Below are 22,098 nucleotides of genomic sequence, written 5' to 3'. Positions count from 1 at the left end.
CAACTTATCAAAGTTGTTATCCACATTACTAACATGTTATCAACAACTTTAAAAATATCTTTCCACAGTAAAACTTTCTATTTTTTCTATTTCATCCACATTAAATCCACCTTTGTTAGATGCAATTGTCAATTGTTCCTCAATAGTTGTAATGCCTTCTATATCCGGAAGTAATACACCCATTCGATCTTTATGCGAAACAACTACGCCATAAATCCGTGGATCAAGCAAAGTAATATCACTTACAAGAGCTAAAGGCGATAGAATATCCACATTGATGATTATATCTTGGAGCTCTTCAAATGTTAACGGATCAAATCTATAATCTCTTGCACATGCAGAAATTGAGTTCTTAACAATTTCTTCTACTCCATTTTTTTGAGTTGGAAAAATGGTTCCAATACATCCCCTTAAATTACCATGCAATTTAATTGAAACAAAAACACCATATTTGCCTTCAAGAAGCTTCTCAATTATATCATTGGAAAAAACCACATTATTGATTTCAACTGCCTTATCTTTATACCCAACAATTGGCTTCCGATTGTTATTTATATAATATTCAATTGTTTGTCTTGCAAGTTTTACTACTGTATGTTCCTTTAATTTTAGCGCTTCATATCTTCTTTTCTCAAAAGCGATATAATCCTCTCTCTCATCTTTGTCACTCTCAGATACAACCTCATAACTAGCAAATAGATAGCCTACACCAAATGGCGCTTCATAGCTTATGAGTTCGCTTTTTAAGTCATACTTATTCATGCATCCTAGTAGCATAGATAACGATCTTAAACCGCATTCAGCAGCGTTTGAAATCGTCTTGGATTCAAGTCTAAATATTTCATATGGTCTTTGGTTTTCAATATATTCACACATTTCATGGTCAAAGATCACACCATCTTCGTGAAAAGTATATGGACCATCACTCTTGAGTGCATGTGACATGTCTCCACTGGCAATGACAACTACATTTTGGTAAGATTTCGTTATAACATCATGCATAATCTTACCGTTTTTCATAAGTTCTGAATAGGATAAGGAACCATAGCTCATCGCTAAGACTTTAAAGTCATGATACTTTTGATTTATAAAGTGAAGTGGTACTAAAACACCATGATCAAGTTCGGGTTTGTACTGAAATTTAATAAACTCATTTGGTTTTAACGCATAGAAGCTTCCACTAGACATTTGGCTTTCTTCGTAAAGTTTATTAAGCATCAACTCATCTTTTTGAAACTTGTAATCTGATTCAAAATCTCCAAATGCTCTGAAATTTCCAGTATATTCATCAAGATCATAAAGTGCTATTGCATCAGTAAATACAGGACCATGGGGAGAAATGACAACAATTAAGTCTGGTTTAAACTCAGCAATTTCATCCGCAACTTTATGATAAGCATCAATACTCTTTTGAACTAATAGACTTTGTTCTCCACCAACTGACCCTATAAATACTGGGGCATGTGGTAATAAGTATCCTTTTGAAATCAACATAGCTTCCTCCTTAAAATCACAGTATCATACATATACACTCTATTCTATTATATCAAACCTATAATAAAAAATCCCCACACATAAATGTGTGAGGACTTATCAAACTCAAAATTATCTTTTCGAGAATTGAGGCGCTCTTCTTGCTGCTTTGAGGCCGTATTTTTTTCTTTCTTTCATTCTTGAGTCTCTTGTTAAGAAACCAGCTGATTTTAAAACTGCTCTATAAGAAGCGTCTACTTGTAAAAGCGCTCTTGAAAGACCATGTCTTACTGCTCCAGCTTGACCAGTATAACCGCCACCCTCAACTTTTACGATTACATCGTATTTGCCTGTAGTGTTAGTCATACCAAGAGGTCTTTGAACTTCTCTTCTAAGTGTTTCAAAGTTGAAGTATTCATCAACAGATCTACCGTTTACGATAAATTTACCTGTTCCAGGAAGTACTCTAACTCTAGCGATTGATGTTTTTCTTCTTCCAGTACCTTGATATTGAACCGTTTTAGCCATGAGTTACCCCTCCCTTAACCTAGTATTTCTAAAGCTTCTGGTTTTTGAGCTTCGTGCTTGTGCTCAGGACCAGCATAAACTTTTAGTTTAGTGTACATTTGACTTCCTAAAGAGTTATGCGGAAGCATACCTTTAACAGCAAGTTCAATGATTTTTTCTGGGTTTCTTTGATTCATTTCTCTGAATGATCTTTCTTTTAAGTTACCTACGTAACCTGTATGCCATCTGTACATCTTAGCATCCATTTTTTTACCAGTCACTCTAATTTTCTCTGCATTTACTATGATTACGAAATCACCGCAATCTACATGTGGTGTATATATTGGTTTATGTTTTCCTCTTAAAATCTTAGCAACTTCAGCTGCTAAACGACCCAATGTTTTACCATCAGCGTCAACTACATACCACTTTCTTTCAAGTTCTAGTGGTTTTGCAACGTAAGACTTCATTTGAATCCTCCTTCAAAATTATTTCACCGTTTTTATCTCAAAAACCCGGGGCAGGATTTCTAGATTTCCAAATTTGTTGTTTTTATGGTCTGATTTACTTAGCAGACCACAATCTATTTTATAGTAATTTAAAAGACATGTCAACCGAATCTAAACATTTATATTTACATTTTTGCTATAAATTCTTCTCGTTCAGTCTCACTATAAAATACCTTTTTTAAATAGAGACCTGAAGCTGGTGCAGTAAGTCTTGCCCTACTGCGATCACCACTTTTTATTATTTCAGAAACCATCTCAGGTGTGATAATCTCTTCACCAATTTGTAAAAGCGTTCCAATAATAATTCTGACCATATTATATAAAAATCCATCACCAACAATGACAATTCTAAAGGCATTAGCTTCTTCATATAATTTTAGCGCATAAATGGTCCGAACAGTATCTTTTTTATTGCTCCCGGATGCCATATAAGTCTTAAAGTCATGTTTACCTAAAAAGTATTCAAGTCCACGTTTAATGGCATCAATATTCATTTTTTTAGGGTAATGATAACTGTATTTATCTAAAAATGGGTTACGATCAACTTCAGTATAAATCCTATACTCATATGCTTTAGCAATTGCAGAATATCTTGCATGAAAATCATTATTTACGATGGATGCATCTAATACGTAGATTTCTTTTGGTAAACGTCTATTGATTACACGTTTGAGTTGTTCTATAGGCAATCTAAGATTTGTAGCAAAGGTCACACTTTGTTCGAGGGCATGTACACCAGCATCGGTTCGACCTGAAGCGTCAATCGTTATCTTCTCACCTAGCAATTTAGTTAATACTTTTTCAATTTCTTCCTGTATGCTAGGTTGTTTACTCTGACGCTGCCACCCGCAGTAACTACTACCATCATAAACAATCTTCAATTGTACTGTTTGCATCGCTCACCTACAATATAATACACGTAGTTAAATATATAATCATGATTGCACTACCATATAAGTCTCTTGATGAATACTTTAAGACTTTCATGCGTGTTCTTCCCTCACCACCACGATAACAACGAGCTTCCATGGCCATAGCGAGTTCATCTGCACGCCTAAATGCACTAATAAATAGTGGTACTAGTAGTGGAATTAAAGCTTTTGCTCTATTCATAAGATTGCCACTTTCAAAATCAGCTCCTCTAGCCATTTGAGCTTTCATGATTTTATCTGTTTCTTCCAATAACGTCGGTATAAATCTAAGTGCAATCGTCATCATCATTGCTAGCTCGTGAGCAGGCATGCCAATTCTTTTAAATGGTGAGAGTAAGTATTCAATCCCATCTGTTAGTTCAATTGGCGAGGTCGTTAACGTTAATAATGAAGTACCTATTATGAGTAAAATTAGTCTGATCGCCATAAAAAAAGCTCTTTCAACACCTTCTGGGTATATCTTGATAAAACCAGCATGAATCAACGGATCACCCGTACCGGTTGTAAGAAACACATTAATTACAAATGCAAATATAATTAACATAAAGACCGGTTTAAGCCCTTTCATAATAAAATTAACAGGTACTTTTGAAAGTTTAATAACGATACCAATAAATACAACTACAGCCGTATATGCGATAATTTGATTGATTAAAAACAGTGATACTAAATAAAGCATAGAGGCAATAATCTTAAACCTTGGATCCATTTTATGAATGATTGATGGCACACTATAATATTGTCCAATTGTTATATCTCTTAACATAGTTCACCTTTTTTCATGAGCAGTTGAGACAATGCTGTTTTTGCTTCTTCAACAGTTATAATACTCGCATCAATAGAAATCCCATTTTCGTTAAGTGCTTTAACCAAATAAGAAATTTGTGGAACAGCAAGTCCTATATCTTCTAATAGCTCAATATTTCTAAAAACATCTTTCGGCGTTCCATCAAGTACTACTGCGCCTTTATTCATTACTATTAATCTTTCTGAAATCTTTGCCATATCTTCCATGCTATGTGAAACAATGATAACTGTAAGTTTTTCTTTCTCATGAAGGCTCTTTATTTGATAGAGGATCTCATCTCTTCCTTTTGGGTCTAAACCTGCTGTTGGTTCATCTAATATAAGAACCTCTGGTTTCATAGCAAGGACACCTGCGATTGCAACTCTTCTCTTCTGTCCACCACTTAAATCAAAAGGGGATCGATCTTTATAAGTATCATAGTCAAGACCAACAGTTTGCATGGCATCCCTCACACGCTTCTTAACCTCTGCTTCTTGAAGTCCAAGATTATAAGGTCCAAAAGCGATATCTTTTTCTATGGTTTCTTCAAACAATTGATATTCAGGGTACTGGAATACTAGTCCTACTCTTTTTCTAACTTCAATTAATCTCTTTTTACGCGCTCTACTTTCTGCCTTAGATACTCTTTTTTTATTTGATTTACTAATATCTAATCCATCAGTGATATTGTATCCACTCACTATGATTTCACCACTAGACGGCTTTAATAGACCATTAAGTTGCTGAATCAAAGTAGATTTACCAGAACCTGTATGCCCTATAAGTCCGATAAATTCTCCTGATTCAATCACGAGATTGATATGGTCAATTGCTATTGTTTCGTTGGGTGTATTTTTATCATATACATGTGTTAACTCAGCTATTTTAATTGACATAAATTACTCACCATCTCATCTACAGTTAAATTTTCTAAAGATATCTCAAATCCAAGTTTGTTTAATTCATATGATAAAAGTGTAACTTGTGGAACATCTAAACCAATTTGCTTTAAGGCATCAACTTTAGAAAATACCTGTTTTGGTGTTCCTTCAAGAACAATTTCACCTTCATCCATAACGATAATTCGGTCTGCATGTACCGCTTCATCCATATAATGTGTTACATGAATGATTGTCATATGCTCTTCTTTGTTGAGTTGACGAATTGTCTGAATAACTTCTTTTCTTCCTGAAGGATCGAGCATAGCAGTTGGTTCGTCAAATATAATACATTTGGGTTTCATAGCCAAAATACCAGCAATTGCCACCCTTTGCTTTTGCCCACCAGAAAGGTGATGGGGTGGTTTACGTTTAAACTCACTCATCTTGACACTTTCAAGCGCTTCATCAACACGTTTTCGAATTTCTGATGAAGGTAAACCGAGATTTTCTGGACCAAAAGCCACATCCTCTTCTACTATTGTAGCAACTAATTGGTTATCTGGATTTTGAAATACCATTCCAGCTCTTTTTCTAATCTCCCAAATAAGTTCTTCATCAGATGTATCTAAACCATCTATATATATTTTACCAGAGGTTGGATTATAAATACCATTAAACAACTTTGATAACGTTGACTTTCCAGAACCATTATGGCCAATAATTACTACAAATTCACCATCTTTTATATGAAGGTTGATATTTTTAAGCGCGTATTTGTTCTCTTCTTTTTCATCTGCATATCTAAAAAACAGATTCTCTGTTTTAATCATATATTCACCTTACCCTTTTTTATGACCTATATGTATTATATGATGCTTTATCTTGTATTGCCATAAGAAGACCATATGATTCTTGATTTATTCACTAACTATTGCTATATTGTATACCTTTGTGAGCATCTTATCAACGTCAACTAAATAGATTTATATCTATGTATAAGAGATGTATAGAATAATCCATACATCATTAAATATGTAATAAAGGGACTTAAGCGTTAACTTAGTCCCTTAATTATTAAAGATGCAACTTGTTGAATCAAAATCCAAAGACTAAATGTCCGAGGATTCTTATTATACTAACTCTAATTTGCACATAGGAGCCGCATCGCCTCTACGAGGACCTGTTTGAACAAGTCTTGTGTAGCCGCCGTTACGTTCTTTGTAATTAGGAGCGATTTCATCAAATAATTTTTTTACTACAGCTTCTTCAGTTACAAAAGCTAAAACTTGTCTTCTTGCGTGAAGATCGCCTCTTTTAGCAAGAGTGATCATTTTTTCAGCAAATTTCTTAGTTTCTTTTGCTCTAGTTACTGTAGTCTCGATACGTCCATTTTTAAGAAGTGATGTTGTAAGATTTCTCAACATCAATTGTCTATGAGACGATGGACGTCCTAGTTTACGGTAATCTGCCATCGTTTTCCCTCCTTTACTCGTCTTCTGCTCGGAGTCCAAGGTCAAGCTCTGCGAGCTTGTATTTCACTTCTTCAAGTGATTTTTTACCAAGGTTACGAACTTTCATCATATCATCTTCGCTTCTATTAGTAAGCTCTTCGACAGTATTGATACCAGCTCTTTTAAGGCAATTATACGAACGAACAGATAAATCTAATTCTTCAATTGTCATTTCAAGAACTTTTTCTTTAATGTCTTCTTCTTTCTCTACCATGATTTCAACGCCGTTGACGCTGTCTGTCATATCGATAAATAAGTTGAGGTGCTCAGACATAATTTTAGCGCCCAGAGAAGTTGCCTCATCTGGTTTGATTGTACCATCAGTCCAAACTTCAAGTACTAATCTATCATAATCTGCAACCTTACCAACTCTTGTTTTATCCACTGCAAAATTGACTTTTCTTACTGGTGTGTAAATAGAGTCAACTGGGATAATACCAATTGGTAAGCCTACTTCTTTGTTATTTTCTGCTGTGACGTATCCACGACCTTGACCGAGAGCGATTTCCATATAGATTCTAGAATTTTCTTCAAGAGTACAGATATGGAGATCAGTGTTAAGAATTTCTACGTCAGCATCAGCTATGATGTCACCTGCTGTAATCTCTCCTGCTTCTGATGCTTCGATTCTTAAAATCTTCACATCTTCATCTGAATGAATTTTTGCAAACAATTCTTTCAGGTTTAAGATGATTTCAATGACATCCTCTTTAACACCTGGAATAGTTGAAAACTCATGAAGTACATTTTCAATCTTAATCCAACGAACCGCAGTTCCCGGCAAAGAAGAAAGTAAAATACGTCTTAAACTGTTACCTAGTGTTGTTGCGTAGCCTCTTTCAAGCGGCTCAACGACAAATTTGCCAAAGCGCCCGTCACTGCTTAACTCAACACACTCGATGGTTGGTTTTTCAATTTCAATCACTATTTAAGACCCTCCTTCTCAAGAATCACAAAACAAACTTTGAGGGTAATAATACAATACCTATCTAGAGTACAACTCAACGATTAAGTGTTCTTCGATTGGTAAATCGATATTATCTCTTACAGGTAAAGCTGTAAGTTTCCCTTCCATCTTCTCATGGTTTACTTCTAACCAGCTTGGTACAGTTCTTGCAGCTTCAGCTAAAACTTTGAATTTATCTGAAGATTTGCTACCGTCTTTAAGCTGAATTACGTCACCTACTGAAAGAGTCATTGATGGAATATCTGCCTTGCGACCATTTAAAATGAAATGACCATGAGTAACAAATTGTCTAGCTTCTTTTCTAGAGTTTGCAAAGCCAAGTCTGTAAACAACGTTGTCAAATCTCAATTCAAGTAATTGAAGTAAGTTTTCACCAGTGATACCTTTCATTTTTTCAGCACGATCATATGTCGATCTGAATTGAGTCTCTAAGATACCATAGTATCTTTTAACTTTTTGTTTTTCTCTTAATTGCGTTCCGTAGCCAGACAATTTGCTTTTTTTAGCACCATGCTGACCAGGAGCAGTTTGTCTTCTATTTAATGCGCATTTGTCGCTGTAACATCTGTCACCCTTTAGATAAAGCTTTTGGCCTTCTCTACGACAAATTCTACAAGATGGTCCTGTATATCTTGCCAATTAAAACACCTCCTAATACTATATAAACTACACTCTTCTTCTTTTTGGTGGTCTACAACCATTGTGTGGAATTGGAGTTACATCAGCAATAGATGTAATCTCAAGTCCTGTAGCTTGAAGTGCTCTAATAGCAGCCTCTCTGCCTGATCCAGGTCCTTTAACAAAAACCGATACGGATTTCAAACCATGCTCCATACCTGATTTCGATGCAGCTTCAGCAGCCATTTGAGCGGCATAAGGAGTAGATTTTCTAGATCCTTTAAAACCTAAGCTACCTGCGCTAGACCATGCTATTGCATTGCCGTCATTATCCGTTAAAGTTACAATTGTATTGTTAAATGTCGCTTGAATATGAGCTTGGCCACGTTCAACGTTTTTACGTTCACGCTTTTTTCTCACTTTACGTGCTTTTTTAGCAGCAGCCATGTTTTACGCCTCCTTTGTCACCTATTTTTTCTTCTTACGGCTAACAGTTTTCTTAGGACCTTTTCTAGTTCTTGCATTTGTCTTAGTTTTTTGACCTCTACAAGGGAGTCCTTTTCTATGTCTGATGCCTCGGTAACAGCCTATTTCTTTTAATCTTTTAATGTTCATTGCAATTTCTCGTCTAAGGTCACCCTCAACAAGTACGTCTTCTTCAATGAATTGTCTTAATTTACTTACTTCTTCTTCAGTGAGATCTTTGATTCTTGTATCTTCACTGATACCTGCTTTTGCTAACAAGTCTTGAGAAGTAGGTTTTCCAATACCATAGATGTAAGTTAAGCCGATAACAGCTCTCTTCTCTCTAGGCAAGTCAACACCTGCAATTCTTGCCATTGAATTACACCTCCTATGTGTATAAACTAATGTTATATTGTCGGTAATAATTTATTTCAAATATAAAGTTTTTCAGCCGCGCTTTATATTTGCTTGCTTTATCGCGCCAGATTAACCTTGCGTCTGCTTGTGCTTTGGATTAATGCAGATCACCATTACTTTACCTTTACGTTTGATGATTTTACATTTCTCGCACATTGGTTTTACTGATGGTCTAACTTTCATTGTTATCCCTCCTTATGACTTTCCACGCCATACAATCCTACCACGAGTAAGATCATAAGGCGATAAATCTAATGTTACCTTATCTCCAGGTAATATTCTTATAAAATTCATTCTAAGTTTACCAGAGATATGAGCCAACACTATATGTCCATTTTCTAATTTCACTTTAAACATTGCATTTGGCAATGCTTCAACTACTACGCCTTCTACTTCAATATTATCACTTTTTGCCATTAGAACTATCCCTCCTTACTCGGACTAAACCAACTATGTTTGAAACTTTTTTCCTTAGCTCTGCATCATTTATATATGCATGTGTTTCAAACTTCATTTGAAGTTCTTCATCAACACCACCACATTTTATAAGATGCTTCACCTTTTTTTTCTTTGGATTGTTAAGTTTTCTCAAATCGCCATCAACCACCATGACATGTTGATCGTCAAAGATGCCGATAACAATTAAAACACTGTCTTTATCTCGTCCAGCTTTTGATTTGACAAATTGACCGATTTCTAGCTCACGTGATGAAGTTAACATCACTTCACCTCGCTATCTGAACAGGAATTAACTACTGTAGTGAGTTCTGGTTCACCGTCGGTTATAATGATTGTATTTTCGTAATGTGCAGACAAAGATTTGTCCTTTGTTACAACTGTCCATTCATCATCCAAAACTCTTACTTTAAAATCACCCGAGTTAATCATAGGTTCAATGGCGAGTGCCATACCTTTTTCAAGTCTAGGTCCTCTACCTGGAGCACCATAGTTTGGAATAGGTGGATCTTCATGCATTTGCCTTCCGATACCGTGTCCTACGAAATCTCTAACGACACTGAAGCCTCTTTCCTCTGCATATTGTTGAATGGCGTGCGAGACGTCAGACAATCTATACCCGACTTTACAATACTTCAATCCTTCAAAGAAACTCTCTTCAGTAACTTTAATCAGTTCTAAAGCCGCATCACTCACTTTGCCAACAGGATGTGTTCTAGCAGCATCACCATGATAACCGTTTTTAAAAGCGCCTATGTCAATACTGATGATGTCGCCTTCCTTAAGAATAACTTCTCCAGGAATGCCGTGAATGACCTGATCATTCACTGAAGCGCAAATGGATGCTGGATAACCATGATATCCTTTAAAGGAAGGTGTGGCTCCATTAGCCAAAATAACAGCTTCAGCGATGGCATCAAGCTCGCCTGTAGTAATTCCAGGCTTGATTGCTTTTTTTATTTCTTCATGAGCTAATGCAACAATACGTCCAGATTCTTGCATTAGTTCAATTTCTTTACTCGTTTTAATAACGATCATGTCTTAGCCCCTTAGTGCATTTACAATATCCGAAGAGACAACTTTTATATCTTGCTCACCATCTATGTTCACAAGTTTGCCTCTAACCTCATAGTAATGAATTAAAGGTGATGTTTCATTCATGTAGACATTGATACGATTTGCAACGGTTTCTTCAATATCGTCACTTCGCTGATAAAGCTCACCACCACATTTGTCACATACACCTTGTTGTTTTGAAGGGTTATTGTGAATGTGGTAAGTTGCGCCACAACTTCTACAAATTCTACGACCAACAGCACGTGATACGAGTAGTTCAGGATCAACCTTAATATTCAGTACCGCTGTTAAATCGACACCCATTTTTTCAAGAACTTTGTCTAGTTCCTCAGCTTGAAAAACTGTTCTAGGAAATCCGTCTAAGAGGAAACCATCATTACAATCTGCTTCCTTTAGACGCGCCTCAACAATTTCAACTACTAGAGAATCTGGTACAAGAGCACCCTGATCTATAAAGGATTTGGCTCTAAGCCCAAGCTCAGTACCTTCTTTTATATTTTTTCTAAAAATATCCCCTGTAGAAATGTGTGGAATCTGGTATTGATCGACGATGAATTCTGCTTGCGTTCCTTTTCCTGCACCTGGAGGGCCAAGTAATATTAATCTCACTAATGGCCTCCTAGTTCAAAAATCCTTCGTAATGTCTCATAAGCATTTGTGCTTCAACCTGTTTCATCGTTTCAAGTGAAACTGAAACAACGATTAGAATTGATGTACCGCCAAAGCTTAGTTGAGTATTTGTAACTGCACCAAGGAAGTTTGGTAATATAGCAATAAATGCTAAGAAAAACGCGCCTACAATAGTAATCTTGTTTAAAGATTTGCTAAGGTGTTCTGCAGTTGGTCTACCTGGTCTAATACCAGGGATAAACCCACCGTTTGTCTTCAAACGATCAGCAACTTCAACAGGGTTGAAAGTGATGTTCGTATAGAAGTAAGTGAAGAATATAATCAACAATGCATAAAGCATATTGTACATAATTGATGTTGTTCCTAACCATTTACTAACGAAAGCTGAGAATCCACTTCCTGGGAAGAAGGCTCCAATTGTCGCAGGAAACATTAGGATTGATATTGCGAAAATTACTGGAATAACTCCCGCTTGATTAACTTTAAGCGGAATATGCGTTGTTTGACCACCGTACATTTTTCTACCAACAACTCTTTTAGCATATTGTACTGGAATTTTTCTTTGACCTTGTTGGATAAAGATAATTCCCATAATGATTACTACTGCAAACACTGCAAAGAACAGAGCCTGAATAATATTCATTTGACCTAAAGTAAGGTTAGTGTACATTTGTAAAATTCCTGAAGGTAGTTTTCCGATAATCCCGGCAAAGATAAATAATGAAATACCATTACCAATACCTTTGTCAGTGATTTTTTCACCTAAGTACATTAAAAACGCCGTTCCAGCTGTGAGTGTTAATACAGCAATGAATGTTGACCATGCCCCTGGAGTGATAAAGAATCTTTGGAAATAACCTAAGCTAAAACCGATTCCTTGAATCAATGCTAGCACGACTGTTAAATATCTGGTATATTGTGCAATTTTCTTTCTACCCGTCTCACCTTCTTTTGCAAGTGCTTCCAAAGCTGGAAATGCAATTTGTAAAAGATTAAGTACGATAGAAGCTGTAATATACGGGCTAATCCCAAGTGCAAATATGGTAAACGTTTTAAAGTTACCACCACTCATAAGATTGAAGAGGCCTAGCAGACCGTCTTCTGAGTTTGAGAATGCTGCTGCTAGAGCACCACTATCTATTCCTGGTACTGGTACTGCCGATCCTAATCTAAAAATTGTAATCATCAATAGTGTAAAGAGGATTCTTCTTCTTAGATCAGGAATTTTCCAAGCGTTTCTAAGTGTAGACAACAATTAAATCACCTCTGCCTTTCCTCCAGCAGCTTCAATCTTGGTAATCGCTGACTGAGTGAATTTATTAGCCTTAACGGTTAACTTTTTATTCAATTCTCCATCGCCTAAGATCTTAAGTCCATAACCAAGTTTATTTACAACACCTGTTTGTAATAAAACTTCTGGTGTAATTTCCGTGCCTTCTTCGAACTCATTTAAGATTTCTACGTTGACAACAGTCCATTGTTTTTTAAATTTGTTGTGGAATCCACGTTTCGGAATTCTTCTGAATAATGGCATTTGACCACCTTCAAATCCCGGTCTTACCCCTCCGCCTGAGCGTGAGTTTTGACCATTATTACCGCGTCCCGCAGTCGTTCCTAATCCAGAACCTGTACCTCTACCAACTCTTTTTTTAGATTTAGTAGAACCTTCTGCTGGTTTCAAATCATGAAGTCTCATGGTCGCACCTCCTTTATGATTATTACTCTACAATTTTAACTAAGTGATTTACTTTGTTGACCATGCCTCTCATTTGAGCATTGTCTTGCTTTTCTACCACTTGACCGATCTTTTTAAGGCCTAAAGCTTCAACAGTTAATTTATGCTTTGGAAGCGCACCGATTGTACTTTTGACCAATTTTACTTTTATAGTAGCCAAGGTTCATACCCCCTAACCTAGAATTTGTTCTACAGTCTTACCTCTTAATTTAGCTACACTTTCAGCTGTCTTAAGATTAGTAAGGCCATCGATCGTTGCATTTACCATGTTTCTAGGATTGTTACTTCCTAGAGACTTAGCTCTTACATCCTTTATACCTGCAAGTTCAAGTACCGCACGAACAGGACCACCAGCGATAACACCAGTACCTTCTTTAGCAGTCATAATTCTTACGCTGCCTGCACCGAAATGACCTTCGATGTTGTGTGGTACAGTTGTTCCTACTCTTGGAACATAAATCAATCGTTTTTTAGCATCTTCTACAGCTTTAGAGATAGCTTCAGGAACCTCTTTAGCTTTACCTGTACCAATGCCAACGTGGCCATTTTCATCTCCAACAACAACAAGTGCGCTGAATCTAAAGTTTCTACCACCTTTAACAACCTTAGTAACACGATTTATATTAATAACCTGTTCTTTGAGGTCTAACTTACTCGCATCAATCAATTGACGGTTCATCAATATACCTCCCTATCTAGAATTTTAATCCTGCTTCTCTAGCGCCCTCAGCGAGTTCTTTCACTCTACCGTGGTAAAGATAGCCACCTCTATCAAAAACAACATCTTCGATGCCTTTTTCAAGAGCTTTCTTAGCAACAAGTTCACCTACTAATTTAGCAGCTTCTTTATTTCCTGCATTTGAAACTTTATCTTTTACAGAAGTTTCGAGGCTAGAAGCAGCAATTAAAGTGTTTCCAGTTACATCATCAATGATTTGTGCATAAATATTTTGGTTTGATCTGTAAACATTAAGTCTCGGTTTAACAGCCGTTCCAACAATTTTCTTACGCACTCTTGCATGACGTGCTTTTCTGTTTGTATTTCTACTTTTATTAGAAGCCATTTTATGCTACTCCTTTCTTATTTTTTCTTACCTGTCTTACCTTCTTTTCTGATGACAGTTTCATCAGAGTAACGAACGCCTTTACCTTTGTAAGGTTCAGGTTTTCTCCACTCTCTGATCTTAGAAGCATAGTTACCAACTTTTTGTTTGTTAATACCTTTTACAACGATTTCTGTTGGTGTATTACAAATAGTTGTGATACCATCTGGATCTTCCATAGACACTGGATGAGAATGACCTAAAGATAAGTCAAGTTTATTACCATTTTTCGCAGCTTTGTAACCAACGCCAACGATTAATAGTTTTCTTTCAAAGCCTTGTGTAACACCAACTACCATGTTATTCACAAGTGCTCTAGTTAATCCGTGTAAAGCTCTGTGCTTTTTATTATCAGATGGACGCGTTACTGTTAACGTGTCGCCATCAATGTGAATGTTAATGTCTTTGTCTATTTGCTCTGACAATTCTCCTAGAGGTCCTTTAACTGTTACTAAATTAGCAGCAGAAACTTTAATCTCGACCCCTTGAGGTATTGTAATAGGCAATTTACCTACTCTTGACATTGTCACACCTCCTAGTTATTCTTTATTACCATACGTAGCAAATTACTTCGCCACCAACGCCAAGTTTTCTAGCTTCTCTATCAGAAATAATTCCGTTAGAAGTAGAAATAATTGCCAAACCTAAGCCACCTAGAACTCTAGGGATATCAGTTTTCTTAGCATAAACTCTTAAACCTGGTTTAGAGATACGCTTTAAGCCAGTGATAACTCTTTCTTTGTTCTCACCATATTTCATTTCTATTCTTATAAGCCCTTGTTTACCATCTTCAATGATGTCAAAGCCTTTAATGTATCCTTCCTCTAAGAGGATTTCAACAATCTTATTTTTTACATTTGATGCCGGTACATCTACTGATGTATGTTTTACCATATTCGCATTACGTACACGCGTTAGTAGATCAGCAATTGGATCTGTCATTGCCATGAGTAATTACCTCCTTCCGATTTCTTACCAGCTTGCTTTTTTAACACCTGGAATTTGTCCTTTGTATGCCAATTCTCTAAAACAAATACGGCAGATTCCATATTTTCTTAAATAAGCATGCGGTCTTCCACAGATTCTACATCTAGAATATTCTTGAGTTGAGTATTTTTGTGGTCTTGCTTGTTTTACCTTAAGACTGGTTTTAGCCAATGTAAATCCCTCCTTACTTCGTGAATGGCATTCCCATTAATTTTAATAATTCTCTTGCCTCTTCGTCAGTTTTTGCTGTTGTTACGAAAGTAATATCCATACCTCGTACAGTTTCAACTTTATCAATATTGATTTCAGGGAAAATTAGCTGTTCTTTAATACCTAAAGTGTAATTTCCTCTACCATCAAAAGAATTCGCATTGACGCCTCTAAAGTCTCTTACTCTAGGTAACGCAATAGAAATAAATCTATCGATAAATTCATACATTCTTTCGCCTCTAAGAGTAACTTTAGCACCAACACTCATGCCTTCTCTTACCTTAAAGTTTGCTACAGATTTTTTTGCTTTTGTAATTACTGGTGCTTGACCTGCAATTGTAGCAAGTTCATCTACAGCAATTTTGATTATCTTAGGATTATCTTTACCGTCACCAAGACCCATATTAATTACGACTTTTTCAATCTTAGGGATCTCCATAACGTTGTTATAATTAAATTTTTCCATTAATGCTTTAGCAACATCATTTTGATATTTATCTTTAAATCTTGCCATGAGTCAAACCTCCTTTCTTACTGGAATTAGTCTAGTACTTCACCAGTTTTAACTGATACTCTGACTTTTTTTCCGTTTTCTAAATCTTTGAATTTTACTCTAGTACCCGCTTTAGCTTTCGCATCGAATAAAAGAACATTTGATACATGGATAGCAGATTCTTTATGAACTATACCACCTTGTTGAACTTTCATAGATGGTTTTTGATGCTTAGTTACCATGTTTACATTTTCAATGATAATTCTATCAGTTTTTGGGTTTACGCTTAATACTTTACCCTTTTTGCCTTTATCTTTTCCCGCAATAACGATAACAGTATCGCCTTTTTTAATATGCATTACTACACCTCCTAAGTTTAAAGAACTTCTGGAGCTAGAGAAACGATTTTCATAAACTTTTTATCTCTTAACTCTCTAGCAACTGGCCCGAAGATACGAGTTCCTATTGGAGATAAATCTTCTTTTATGATTACAGCAGCATTTTCATCAAATTTGACATAGCTACCATCTGGTCTTCTAATCCCAAATACACTTCTTACGACAACTGCCTTTACGACATCGCCTTTCTTGACAACTCCGCCAGGTGTTGCATTTTTAACGGTCGCTACTATAACATCTCCGATATTACCAAATTTTCTCTTTGAACCACCTAGTACGCGGATACAAAGTATTTCTTTCGCACCAGAGTTATCAGCAACTTTTAAACGAGTCTCGTTTTGGATCATGCTTATTTCCTCCTCTCGCTAAACTACTTAGCTTTTTCCACGATTTCAACTAGTCTCCATCTTTTGTCTTTGCTAAGTGGTCTAGTTTCCATAATTCTTACTTTATCACCAATGCCACATGTGTTTTCTTCATCATGTGCCTTGAATTTTTTTGTTCTTTTTACTCTTTTTCCGTAGAGTGGGTGACGGATGAAATCTTCTACAGTAACAACGATCGTTTTATCCATCTTATCGCTAGTAACGAAACCAACTCTAACTTTTCTACTGCCTCTTTCCACAGCGTAACCTCCTTTGCTTATGCTTGGATCTCTTTTTGTCTCAAGATCGTGTTAACACGAGCAATATCTTTTTTAATGGCTTTAATTTTCATTGGATTATCTAATTGCCCTGTAGCTAATTGGAATCTCAAGTTGAAAAGCTCGTTTTTCAACTCAACCATTTTTTCATTTAACTCTTGTGGAGTCATTTCTTTAATTTTATTTGCTTTCAACTTTATTCACCACCCTTTTCGATAGCGTCGTCCTTCTTAACAAATTTACATTTAATAGGTAATTTGTTAGCAGCAAGTCTCATTGCTTCTCTTGCTAGTTCTTCATCTACACCAGAAAGCTCAAACAATACTCTACCTGGTTTAACGACAGCAACCCAGTATTCTGGAGAACCTTTACCAGCACCCATACGAGTTTCAGCAGGCTTTTGCGTTACAGGTTTGTGAGGGAATACCTTGATCCAAACCTTACCGCCTCTTTTGATTCTTCTATTGATTGCAATTCTGGCTGCTTCTATTTGATTCGCTGTAAGCCAAACTGGCTCCATAGCTACTAAACCGTAATCTCCGTATGATACTGTGTTTCCCTTTTGAGCAGTACCAGACATTCTACCTCTGTGAACTCTACGGCGTTTTACTCTTTTAGGCATCAACATGGTTAATAGCCTCCTTTCACAAAACTTGAATTAATTGTTGTTGTTTCTTGGCTTTCTTGGGCCTCTGTTAGGACCAGCGTTAGCATTTCTAGATCTTTGAGGACGCCTATCAGTCGCTTTTCTAGCTTCTTTTCTTTTAAGTCTAGTTTCTTCACTAACACTTGGAAGTACTTCGCCTTTATTGATCCAAACTTTAACGCCAATTTTGCCATAAGTTGTGTCAGCTTCTGCAAAACCATAGTCGATATCAGCTCTTAAAGTAGATAACGGCACATTTCCTTCAGAATAACCTTCAGTTCTTGCCATCTCAGCGCCGCCTAAACGACCAGACGTTTGAACTTTAACACCTTCAGCACCTGACTTAAGCGCTCTTCCGATAACTTGCTTCATCGCTCTTCTAAAAGAAACCCTTTTTTCAAGTGAGAAAGCAACGTTTTCTGCAACTAATTGTGCATCAATATCAACGTTATCAACTTCAGAAATATCAAGTTGAATTGACTTTTTAGTCATTTTTTCAAGTTCTTCTCTTAATACTTTAATATTTTCTCCGCCTTTACCTACTACCATTCCTGGCTTAGCAGTAAAGATATTTATATGCACTTTATCATTTGCTGTTCTATCAATATAAATTCTAGAAATACCAGCAGTAAAAAGTCTCTTCTTAACATATTTACGAATTCCATAATCTTCAATTAATAAATCTGCGAAGTTCTTTTTATTTGCATACCACTTTGAGTCCCAATCTTTGATGACTCCAACTCGGAGTCCGTGTGGGCTAACTTTTTGACCCATTCAGTATACCCTCCTTCTACTCTTTTTCAGCGACAATAACGCCAACGTGACTGCTTCTTCTCAACACCGGATTTGCTCTACCCATTGAACCTGCGTTCCATCTCTTAAGAGTAGGTCCTTGGTTTGCATAGATATCTTTAACAAATAAAGCATCTACGTCCATGTGATGATTGTTCTCAGCATTTGCCACCGCTGAGTTCAAAACCTTCAAAAATATTTCTGCACCTTTTCTAGGTGTAAACTTTAATATTGCTCTTGCATCTTTGATATTTTTTCCTCTTACTAAATCAGCAATTGCTCTCATTTTACGAGGAGAAATTCTCATATGCTTAGCTTCCGCTTTAGCTTGCATTAATAGTACCTCCTTTCGGATTATTGAACTTATTTACTTTTCTTATCGCCTGCATGTCCTCTGAACGTTCTAGTTGGAGCAAACTCACCGAGTTTGTGTCCAATCATATCTTCAGTTACATATACAGGAACGTGTTTTTTGCCATCGTGTACTGCGATTGTGTGACCAACCATTTGTGGGAAAATTGTAGATGATCTTGACCAAGCTTTAAGAACTTTCTTTTCGCCAGCTGCATTCATCTCTTCGATTTTTCTCAACAGACCTTTATGGACAAAAGGACCTTTTTTAAGAGATCTACTCATTCTATGTGTCCTCCTTTCAGTTTACGAAATTATTTCTTTCTACGAGATACGATATATTTATCGTTAGGATTGCTTTTCTTTCTTGTTTTGTAGCCAAGTGCTGGTTTACCCCAAGGTGTAACCGGATTTGGTCTACCAATTGGTGATCTACCTTCACCACCACCGTGAGGGTGATCGTTAGGGTTCATTACAGAACCTCTGACAGTTGGTCTAATACCCATATGTCTAGTTCTACCAGCTTTACCGATTGAGATATTCTCGTGATCGATATTACCCACTTGACCAATTGTAGCTCTACATTCTTTTCTAACGTATCTAGTTTCGCCAGATGGTAATCTAAGAAGTGCGTATTTGCCTTCTTTAGCCATAAGTTGAGCTGAGTTACCAGCAGATCTTACTAACTGACCACCTTTACCTGGTTTCATTTCGATATTGTGAATAATCGTACCAACTGGCATATTCATAAGCGGCATCGCATTACCAGTTTTGATATCTTGATGTTCACCAGAAATAACTGTATCGCCTACTTTTAAGCCATTTGGATGAAGAATATAGCTTTTCGCTCCATCAGCATAAACTAAAAGTGCAATGTTAGCGCTTCTGTTTGGATCGTATTCAACTGCTGAAACTTTAGCAGGTACGTTATCTTTTAATCTTTTGAAATCGATAATTCTATATTTTACAGTGGTACCGCCACCTCTATGACGAACAGTGATCTTTCCTTGATTGTTTCTACCTGAATGTTTTTTCAAAGCAACAACTAAAGCTTTCTCTGGTTGTTTTTTTGTGATTTCTTCGAAAGTAGACATAGTCATCTGTCTTCTAGCAGGTGAAGTCGGTTTAAATTTTTTGATACCCATTGTTTATACCTCCTTCGAGTCTTTAATGATTACATGCCTTCAAAGAACTCGATTGTTTTACTGTCAGCAGTTAATTTTACAATCGCTTTCTTCCAGCTTCTTGTGTAGCCTTGAGTTCTACCTTGTCTTTTAAGCTTGCCTTTTACATTTAAAGTGTTAACTTTTTCAACTTTAACACCGAAAACTTCTTCAACAGCTTTTCTGATTTCAGTTTTATTCGCATTTTTCAATACTTCAAAAGTATATTTACGATCTGAAGTTTGAAGCATCGAATTTTCTGTTACGATAGGTTTAATTATTACATCATAAGAGGTTCTCATTATGCGTACACCTCCTCAAATTTCTCTACTGCACCTTTAGTGACTACGAAGAAATCGTGGTTTAAGATGTCATATACGTTGATTTCTCCAACGAATGTAGTCTTAACACCAGTAAGATTGCTAGTAGCACTTACAACATTTTTCTCAACGCCTTCTGTAACGATAAGAACTTTCTTACCCGCTATTTTGATATTGTCGAGAATTGAGATCATCTCTTTAGTCTTAGGAGCTGTTAATGATAACGCCTCAAGTACGATCATTTCATTTTCCATTACTTTTGCACTAAAAGCAGACTTAAGTGCTAATCTTCTTACCTTTTTAGGTAAAGTATATCTGTAGCTTCTTGGTTTTGGAGCAAATACGACACCACCACCAATATGGTTTGGTGCAGTAATGGAACCTTGTCTTGCATTACCAGTTCCTTTTTGTCTAAACGGCTTTCTTCCGCCACCGCTTACTTCTGCTCTTGTTTTAGCAGATTGTGTTCCTTGTCTTTGGTTTGCTAAGTAGTTCTTTACTACTTCATGCATAACAGGGATATTTGGCTCTATACCGAAAACGCTTTCGTTTAATTCGATTTCACTAACTTTTTGTCCCGAAACATTTAATACGTCTAACTTAGGCACTGTGCTTCCTCCTTTCATCAGCTATTACTTAACTGCTTTAATAGCTTTTCTTATTGTGATACGACCTTTTTTAGGTCCTGGCACTGCACCCTTAATTAATAAAAGGTTTCTTTCAGCGTCGACTTTAACAACTTCAAGATTGAGTACAGTAACTTGCTCATTACCCATTCTACCTGCCATTGGCATGCCTTTGAAAACTCTTGCTGGGTAAGAAGCTGCTCCAATCGATCCACCACCTCTGTGGTATTTAGAACCGTGAGTTTCAGGTCCTCTTGATTGGTTGTATCTTCTTATTGGACCAGTAGTACCTTTACCTTTAGAAGTACCAGTTACATCGATCTTTTGACCATCTGTAAAGATGTCAGCTGTAATCGCTTGTCCAACTTGGAATTCAGATGGATTATCAACTCTGAACTCTTTTAATAATTTTTTGAAAGGTATTCCAGCTTTGTTAAAGTGGCCTTTCATTGGTTTGTTTACGTGTTTGTCTTTCACGTCACCAGATGCAACTTGAATTGCGTTGTAACCGTCTGTTTTTTCAGTTTTGATTTGAGCAACTACCATTGGAGTTACTTCAACTACTGTTACAGCTGTTACGATGCCTTCTTCGTTGAATACTTGGGTCATACCGATTTTTTTACCGATAATTCCTACCATGCGTTTCGCACCTCCTAATATTCTTACAGCGGATTACTTAATGTAATCATCCTAAAAAATCAGGTTTATCTATTTAAACCGAAATCTTAGTCCAAAATAATGTTTAAAGCTTGATTTCTACGTCAACACCTGCTGGTAACTCAAGTTTCATTAACGCGTCAACCGTTTTTTGACCTGGATTCAAAATGTCAATCAATCTCTTGTGAGTTCTGATTTCAAATTGCTCTCTAGAATCTTTGTACTTATGAACAGCTCTTAAGATTGTTACAATTTCTTTCTTCGTTGGTAACGGAATTGGTCCAGCCACATCCGCGCCAGTCATTTTTGCAACTTCTACAATTTTAAGTGCAGTGTTGTCCAAAATTTTGTGATCAAATGACTTTAATCTGATTCTGATTTTTTGCTTGTTAGCCATTGCTAAGCCTCCTTTTTTTTATCGCATGTTACCGTGATCATGCAACCGAGTTCTATTGTCCACTACGCCGGGTGTTTCACGATTTGGTGAGCATAAAAAATAACTCGTCGCTCATATCAAGTATGAACAATTCTCAACGAAAATTCTCTCACAGCTAAGTAACTTTTCGCGTCATCGCATTAGTGCACCATAGTATTATATAATAACCCCTTGATTAAATCAAGGGGTTATTTGATAGTTTAAATATTTCTTTTTAGAAACACTTATTATTCAGTAATTTTGATAACAGAACCAGCGCCAACTGTTCTACCGCCTTCACGGATAGAGAATCTTAAACCCTCTTCTAC

General features: G+C 36.5%; 40 protein-coding genes. All 40 read right to left on the bottom strand.

The window, feature by feature from the left end; translation table 11 throughout:
* Window positions 1-48 precede the first annotated feature (48 nt).
* Window positions 49-1,494 carry an AmmeMemoRadiSam system protein B gene (gene amrB, locus QE109_RS16785; RefSeq protein WP_281095715.1) on the bottom strand — a complete coding sequence of 482 codons (1,446 nt, stop codon included), beginning with the start codon at window positions 1,492-1,494 and terminating at the stop codon, window positions 49-51.
* 111 nt (window positions 1,495-1,605) lie between these two features.
* A complete protein-coding gene (gene rpsI, locus QE109_RS16780) occupies window positions 1,606-2,001 on the bottom strand; it encodes a 30S ribosomal protein S9 (RefSeq protein ID WP_281095714.1) in 396 nt (131 codons plus the stop codon).
* Window positions 2,002-2,015: 14 nt separating this feature from the next.
* Window positions 2,016-2,450, bottom strand: a complete 435-nt coding sequence (rplM, locus tag QE109_RS16775) for a 50S ribosomal protein L13 (protein WP_281095713.1) — start codon at window positions 2,448-2,450, stop codon at window positions 2,016-2,018.
* A 164-nt stretch (window positions 2,451-2,614) separates the two neighbouring features.
* The gene (truA, locus tag QE109_RS16770) at window positions 2,615-3,385 is read right to left on the bottom strand and encodes a tRNA pseudouridine(38-40) synthase TruA (RefSeq protein ID WP_281095712.1); all 771 of its coding nucleotides are present in this window, start codon (window positions 3,383-3,385) and stop codon (window positions 2,615-2,617) included.
* Between the two features lie 7 nt (window positions 3,386-3,392).
* Window positions 3,393-4,187 carry an energy-coupling factor transporter transmembrane component T family protein gene (locus QE109_RS16765; protein ID WP_281095711.1) on the bottom strand — a complete coding sequence of 265 codons (795 nt, stop codon included), beginning with the start codon at window positions 4,185-4,187 and terminating at the stop codon, window positions 3,393-3,395.
* Entirely contained in the window at window positions 4,181-5,104 is a 924-nt protein-coding gene (locus tag QE109_RS16760; RefSeq protein ID WP_281095710.1) for an energy-coupling factor transporter ATPase, read from the bottom strand. Before QE109_RS16760 ends, QE109_RS16765 begins: the two co-directional genes overlap by 7 nt.
* Window positions 5,089-5,919 (bottom strand): energy-coupling factor transporter ATPase, encoded by an 831-nt coding sequence (locus QE109_RS16755; RefSeq protein WP_281095709.1) that lies wholly within the window; start codon window positions 5,917-5,919, stop codon window positions 5,089-5,091. The genes QE109_RS16760 and QE109_RS16755 overlap by 16 nt, the downstream gene beginning before the upstream one ends.
* Before the next feature lie 300 nt (window positions 5,920-6,219).
* A complete protein-coding gene (gene rplQ / locus QE109_RS16750) occupies window positions 6,220-6,561 on the bottom strand; it encodes a 50S ribosomal protein L17 (RefSeq protein ID WP_281095708.1) in 342 nt (113 codons plus the stop codon).
* A gap of 13 nt (window positions 6,562-6,574) precedes the next feature.
* The gene (locus QE109_RS16745; RefSeq protein ID WP_281095707.1) at window positions 6,575-7,525 is read right to left on the bottom strand and encodes a DNA-directed RNA polymerase subunit alpha; all 951 of its coding nucleotides are present in this window, start codon (window positions 7,523-7,525) and stop codon (window positions 6,575-6,577) included.
* A gap of 60 nt (window positions 7,526-7,585) precedes the next feature.
* A complete protein-coding gene (gene rpsD / locus QE109_RS16740; protein ID WP_281095706.1) occupies window positions 7,586-8,206 on the bottom strand; it encodes a 30S ribosomal protein S4 in 621 nt (206 codons plus the stop codon).
* A 27-nt stretch (window positions 8,207-8,233) separates the two neighbouring features.
* Window positions 8,234-8,632: a 30S ribosomal protein S11 gene (gene rpsK, locus QE109_RS16735; protein WP_281095705.1), complete on the bottom strand. Its 399-nt coding sequence runs from the start codon at window positions 8,630-8,632 to the stop codon at window positions 8,234-8,236.
* Between the two features lie 21 nt (window positions 8,633-8,653).
* Entirely contained in the window at window positions 8,654-9,025 is a 372-nt protein-coding gene (gene rpsM / locus QE109_RS16730) for a 30S ribosomal protein S13 (RefSeq protein WP_281095704.1), read from the bottom strand.
* A 111-nt stretch (window positions 9,026-9,136) separates the two neighbouring features.
* Window positions 9,137-9,250 carry a 50S ribosomal protein L36 gene (rpmJ, locus tag QE109_RS16725; RefSeq protein WP_281095703.1) on the bottom strand — a complete coding sequence of 38 codons (114 nt, stop codon included), beginning with the start codon at window positions 9,248-9,250 and terminating at the stop codon, window positions 9,137-9,139.
* Window positions 9,251-9,262: 12 nt separating this feature from the next.
* On the bottom strand, window positions 9,263-9,484 hold the full coding sequence (gene infA, locus QE109_RS16720) for a translation initiation factor IF-1 (RefSeq protein WP_281095702.1): 222 nt from the start codon (window positions 9,482-9,484) through the stop codon (window positions 9,263-9,265).
* Entirely contained in the window at window positions 9,471-9,788 is a 318-nt protein-coding gene (locus QE109_RS16715) for a KOW domain-containing RNA-binding protein (RefSeq protein ID WP_281095701.1), read from the bottom strand. The genes infA and QE109_RS16715 overlap by 14 nt, the downstream gene beginning before the upstream one ends.
* Window positions 9,788-10,561, bottom strand: a complete 774-nt coding sequence (map, locus tag QE109_RS16710; protein ID WP_281095700.1) for a type I methionyl aminopeptidase — start codon at window positions 10,559-10,561, stop codon at window positions 9,788-9,790. Before map ends, QE109_RS16715 begins: the two co-directional genes overlap by 1 nt.
* A 3-nt stretch (window positions 10,562-10,564) precedes the next feature.
* Window positions 10,565-11,209: an adenylate kinase gene (locus tag QE109_RS16705; RefSeq protein ID WP_281095699.1), complete on the bottom strand. Its 645-nt coding sequence runs from the start codon at window positions 11,207-11,209 to the stop codon at window positions 10,565-10,567.
* Window positions 11,210-11,219: 10 nt separating this feature from the next.
* Window positions 11,220-12,482 carry a preprotein translocase subunit SecY gene (secY, locus tag QE109_RS16700; protein WP_342637171.1) on the bottom strand — a complete coding sequence of 421 codons (1,263 nt, stop codon included), beginning with the start codon at window positions 12,480-12,482 and terminating at the stop codon, window positions 11,220-11,222.
* Window positions 12,483-12,485: 3 nt separating this feature from the next.
* Window positions 12,486-12,926: a 50S ribosomal protein L15 gene (gene rplO, locus QE109_RS16695; protein ID WP_281095697.1), complete on the bottom strand. Its 441-nt coding sequence runs from the start codon at window positions 12,924-12,926 to the stop codon at window positions 12,486-12,488.
* Between the two features lie 22 nt (window positions 12,927-12,948).
* Entirely contained in the window at window positions 12,949-13,125 is a 177-nt protein-coding gene (rpmD, locus tag QE109_RS16690; protein WP_281095696.1) for a 50S ribosomal protein L30, read from the bottom strand.
* 12 nt (window positions 13,126-13,137) lie between these two features.
* Entirely contained in the window at window positions 13,138-13,644 is a 507-nt protein-coding gene (gene rpsE, locus QE109_RS16685) for a 30S ribosomal protein S5 (RefSeq protein ID WP_281095695.1), read from the bottom strand.
* 16 nt (window positions 13,645-13,660) lie between these two features.
* The gene (rplR, locus tag QE109_RS16680) at window positions 13,661-14,029 is read right to left on the bottom strand and encodes a 50S ribosomal protein L18 (RefSeq protein WP_281095694.1); all 369 of its coding nucleotides are present in this window, start codon (window positions 14,027-14,029) and stop codon (window positions 13,661-13,663) included.
* Between the two features lie 17 nt (window positions 14,030-14,046).
* Window positions 14,047-14,592: a 50S ribosomal protein L6 gene (rplF, locus tag QE109_RS16675; protein ID WP_281095693.1), complete on the bottom strand. Its 546-nt coding sequence runs from the start codon at window positions 14,590-14,592 to the stop codon at window positions 14,047-14,049.
* 25 nt (window positions 14,593-14,617) lie between these two features.
* Entirely contained in the window at window positions 14,618-15,016 is a 399-nt protein-coding gene (gene rpsH, locus QE109_RS16670) for a 30S ribosomal protein S8 (protein WP_281095692.1), read from the bottom strand.
* A gap of 24 nt (window positions 15,017-15,040) precedes the next feature.
* Window positions 15,041-15,226, bottom strand: coding sequence for a type Z 30S ribosomal protein S14 (locus tag QE109_RS16665; RefSeq protein ID WP_281095691.1), 186 nt, complete (start codon window positions 15,224-15,226; stop codon window positions 15,041-15,043).
* Window positions 15,227-15,239: 13 nt separating this feature from the next.
* Window positions 15,240-15,779, bottom strand: coding sequence for a 50S ribosomal protein L5 (gene rplE, locus QE109_RS16660; RefSeq protein WP_281095690.1), 540 nt, complete (start codon window positions 15,777-15,779; stop codon window positions 15,240-15,242).
* Window positions 15,780-15,805: 26 nt separating this feature from the next.
* The gene (rplX, locus tag QE109_RS16655) at window positions 15,806-16,117 is read right to left on the bottom strand and encodes a 50S ribosomal protein L24 (RefSeq protein ID WP_281095689.1); all 312 of its coding nucleotides are present in this window, start codon (window positions 16,115-16,117) and stop codon (window positions 15,806-15,808) included.
* Window positions 16,118-16,134: 17 nt separating this feature from the next.
* Window positions 16,135-16,503, bottom strand: coding sequence for a 50S ribosomal protein L14 (rplN, locus tag QE109_RS16650; RefSeq protein WP_281095688.1), 369 nt, complete (start codon window positions 16,501-16,503; stop codon window positions 16,135-16,137).
* Window positions 16,504-16,526: 23 nt separating this feature from the next.
* Window positions 16,527-16,781, bottom strand: coding sequence for a 30S ribosomal protein S17 (rpsQ, locus tag QE109_RS16645; RefSeq protein WP_281095687.1), 255 nt, complete (start codon window positions 16,779-16,781; stop codon window positions 16,527-16,529).
* A gap of 17 nt (window positions 16,782-16,798) precedes the next feature.
* A complete protein-coding gene (rpmC, locus tag QE109_RS16640) occupies window positions 16,799-16,993 on the bottom strand; it encodes a 50S ribosomal protein L29 (RefSeq protein WP_281095686.1) in 195 nt (64 codons plus the stop codon).
* Window positions 16,994-16,995: 2 nt separating this feature from the next.
* A complete protein-coding gene (gene rplP, locus QE109_RS16635; protein WP_281095685.1) occupies window positions 16,996-17,427 on the bottom strand; it encodes a 50S ribosomal protein L16 in 432 nt (143 codons plus the stop codon).
* A 30-nt stretch (window positions 17,428-17,457) separates the two neighbouring features.
* Window positions 17,458-18,219 carry a 30S ribosomal protein S3 gene (gene rpsC, locus QE109_RS16630; RefSeq protein WP_281095684.1) on the bottom strand — a complete coding sequence of 254 codons (762 nt, stop codon included), beginning with the start codon at window positions 18,217-18,219 and terminating at the stop codon, window positions 17,458-17,460.
* Between the two features lie 16 nt (window positions 18,220-18,235).
* Entirely contained in the window at window positions 18,236-18,571 is a 336-nt protein-coding gene (gene rplV / locus QE109_RS16625) for a 50S ribosomal protein L22 (protein ID WP_281095683.1), read from the bottom strand.
* A gap of 29 nt (window positions 18,572-18,600) precedes the next feature.
* Window positions 18,601-18,873, bottom strand: a complete 273-nt coding sequence (rpsS, locus tag QE109_RS16620; RefSeq protein ID WP_281095682.1) for a 30S ribosomal protein S19 — start codon at window positions 18,871-18,873, stop codon at window positions 18,601-18,603.
* Between the two features lie 29 nt (window positions 18,874-18,902).
* Complete coding sequence (gene rplB / locus QE109_RS16615) at window positions 18,903-19,733, bottom strand: 50S ribosomal protein L2 (protein ID WP_281095681.1); 831 nt, start codon at window positions 19,731-19,733, stop codon at window positions 18,903-18,905.
* Window positions 19,734-19,762: 29 nt separating this feature from the next.
* Entirely contained in the window at window positions 19,763-20,053 is a 291-nt protein-coding gene (gene rplW / locus QE109_RS16610) for a 50S ribosomal protein L23 (RefSeq protein WP_281095680.1), read from the bottom strand.
* Window positions 20,053-20,679, bottom strand: a complete 627-nt coding sequence (rplD, locus tag QE109_RS16605; RefSeq protein WP_281095679.1) for a 50S ribosomal protein L4 — start codon at window positions 20,677-20,679, stop codon at window positions 20,053-20,055. The genes rplW and rplD overlap by 1 nt, the downstream gene beginning before the upstream one ends.
* Before the next feature lie 24 nt (window positions 20,680-20,703).
* Window positions 20,704-21,336, bottom strand: coding sequence for a 50S ribosomal protein L3 (rplC, locus tag QE109_RS16600; RefSeq protein WP_281095678.1), 633 nt, complete (start codon window positions 21,334-21,336; stop codon window positions 20,704-20,706).
* Window positions 21,337-21,439: 103 nt separating this feature from the next.
* Window positions 21,440-21,751 (bottom strand): 30S ribosomal protein S10, encoded by a 312-nt coding sequence (gene rpsJ, locus QE109_RS16595; protein WP_281095677.1) that lies wholly within the window; start codon window positions 21,749-21,751, stop codon window positions 21,440-21,442.
* Window positions 21,752-22,017: 266 nt separating this feature from the next.
* The coding region (locus QE109_RS16590; RefSeq protein ID WP_459251426.1) for an EF-Tu C-terminal domain-related protein at window positions 22,018-22,098 on the bottom strand (81 nt) is incomplete at its 5' end.

Source organism: Fusibacter bizertensis, assembly GCF_029914245.1.
Classification (GTDB): domain Bacteria; phylum Bacillota; class Clostridia; order Peptostreptococcales; family Acidaminobacteraceae; genus Fusibacter_C; species Fusibacter_C bizertensis.
This window is presented reverse-complemented; position numbering and strand designations above follow the sequence as displayed.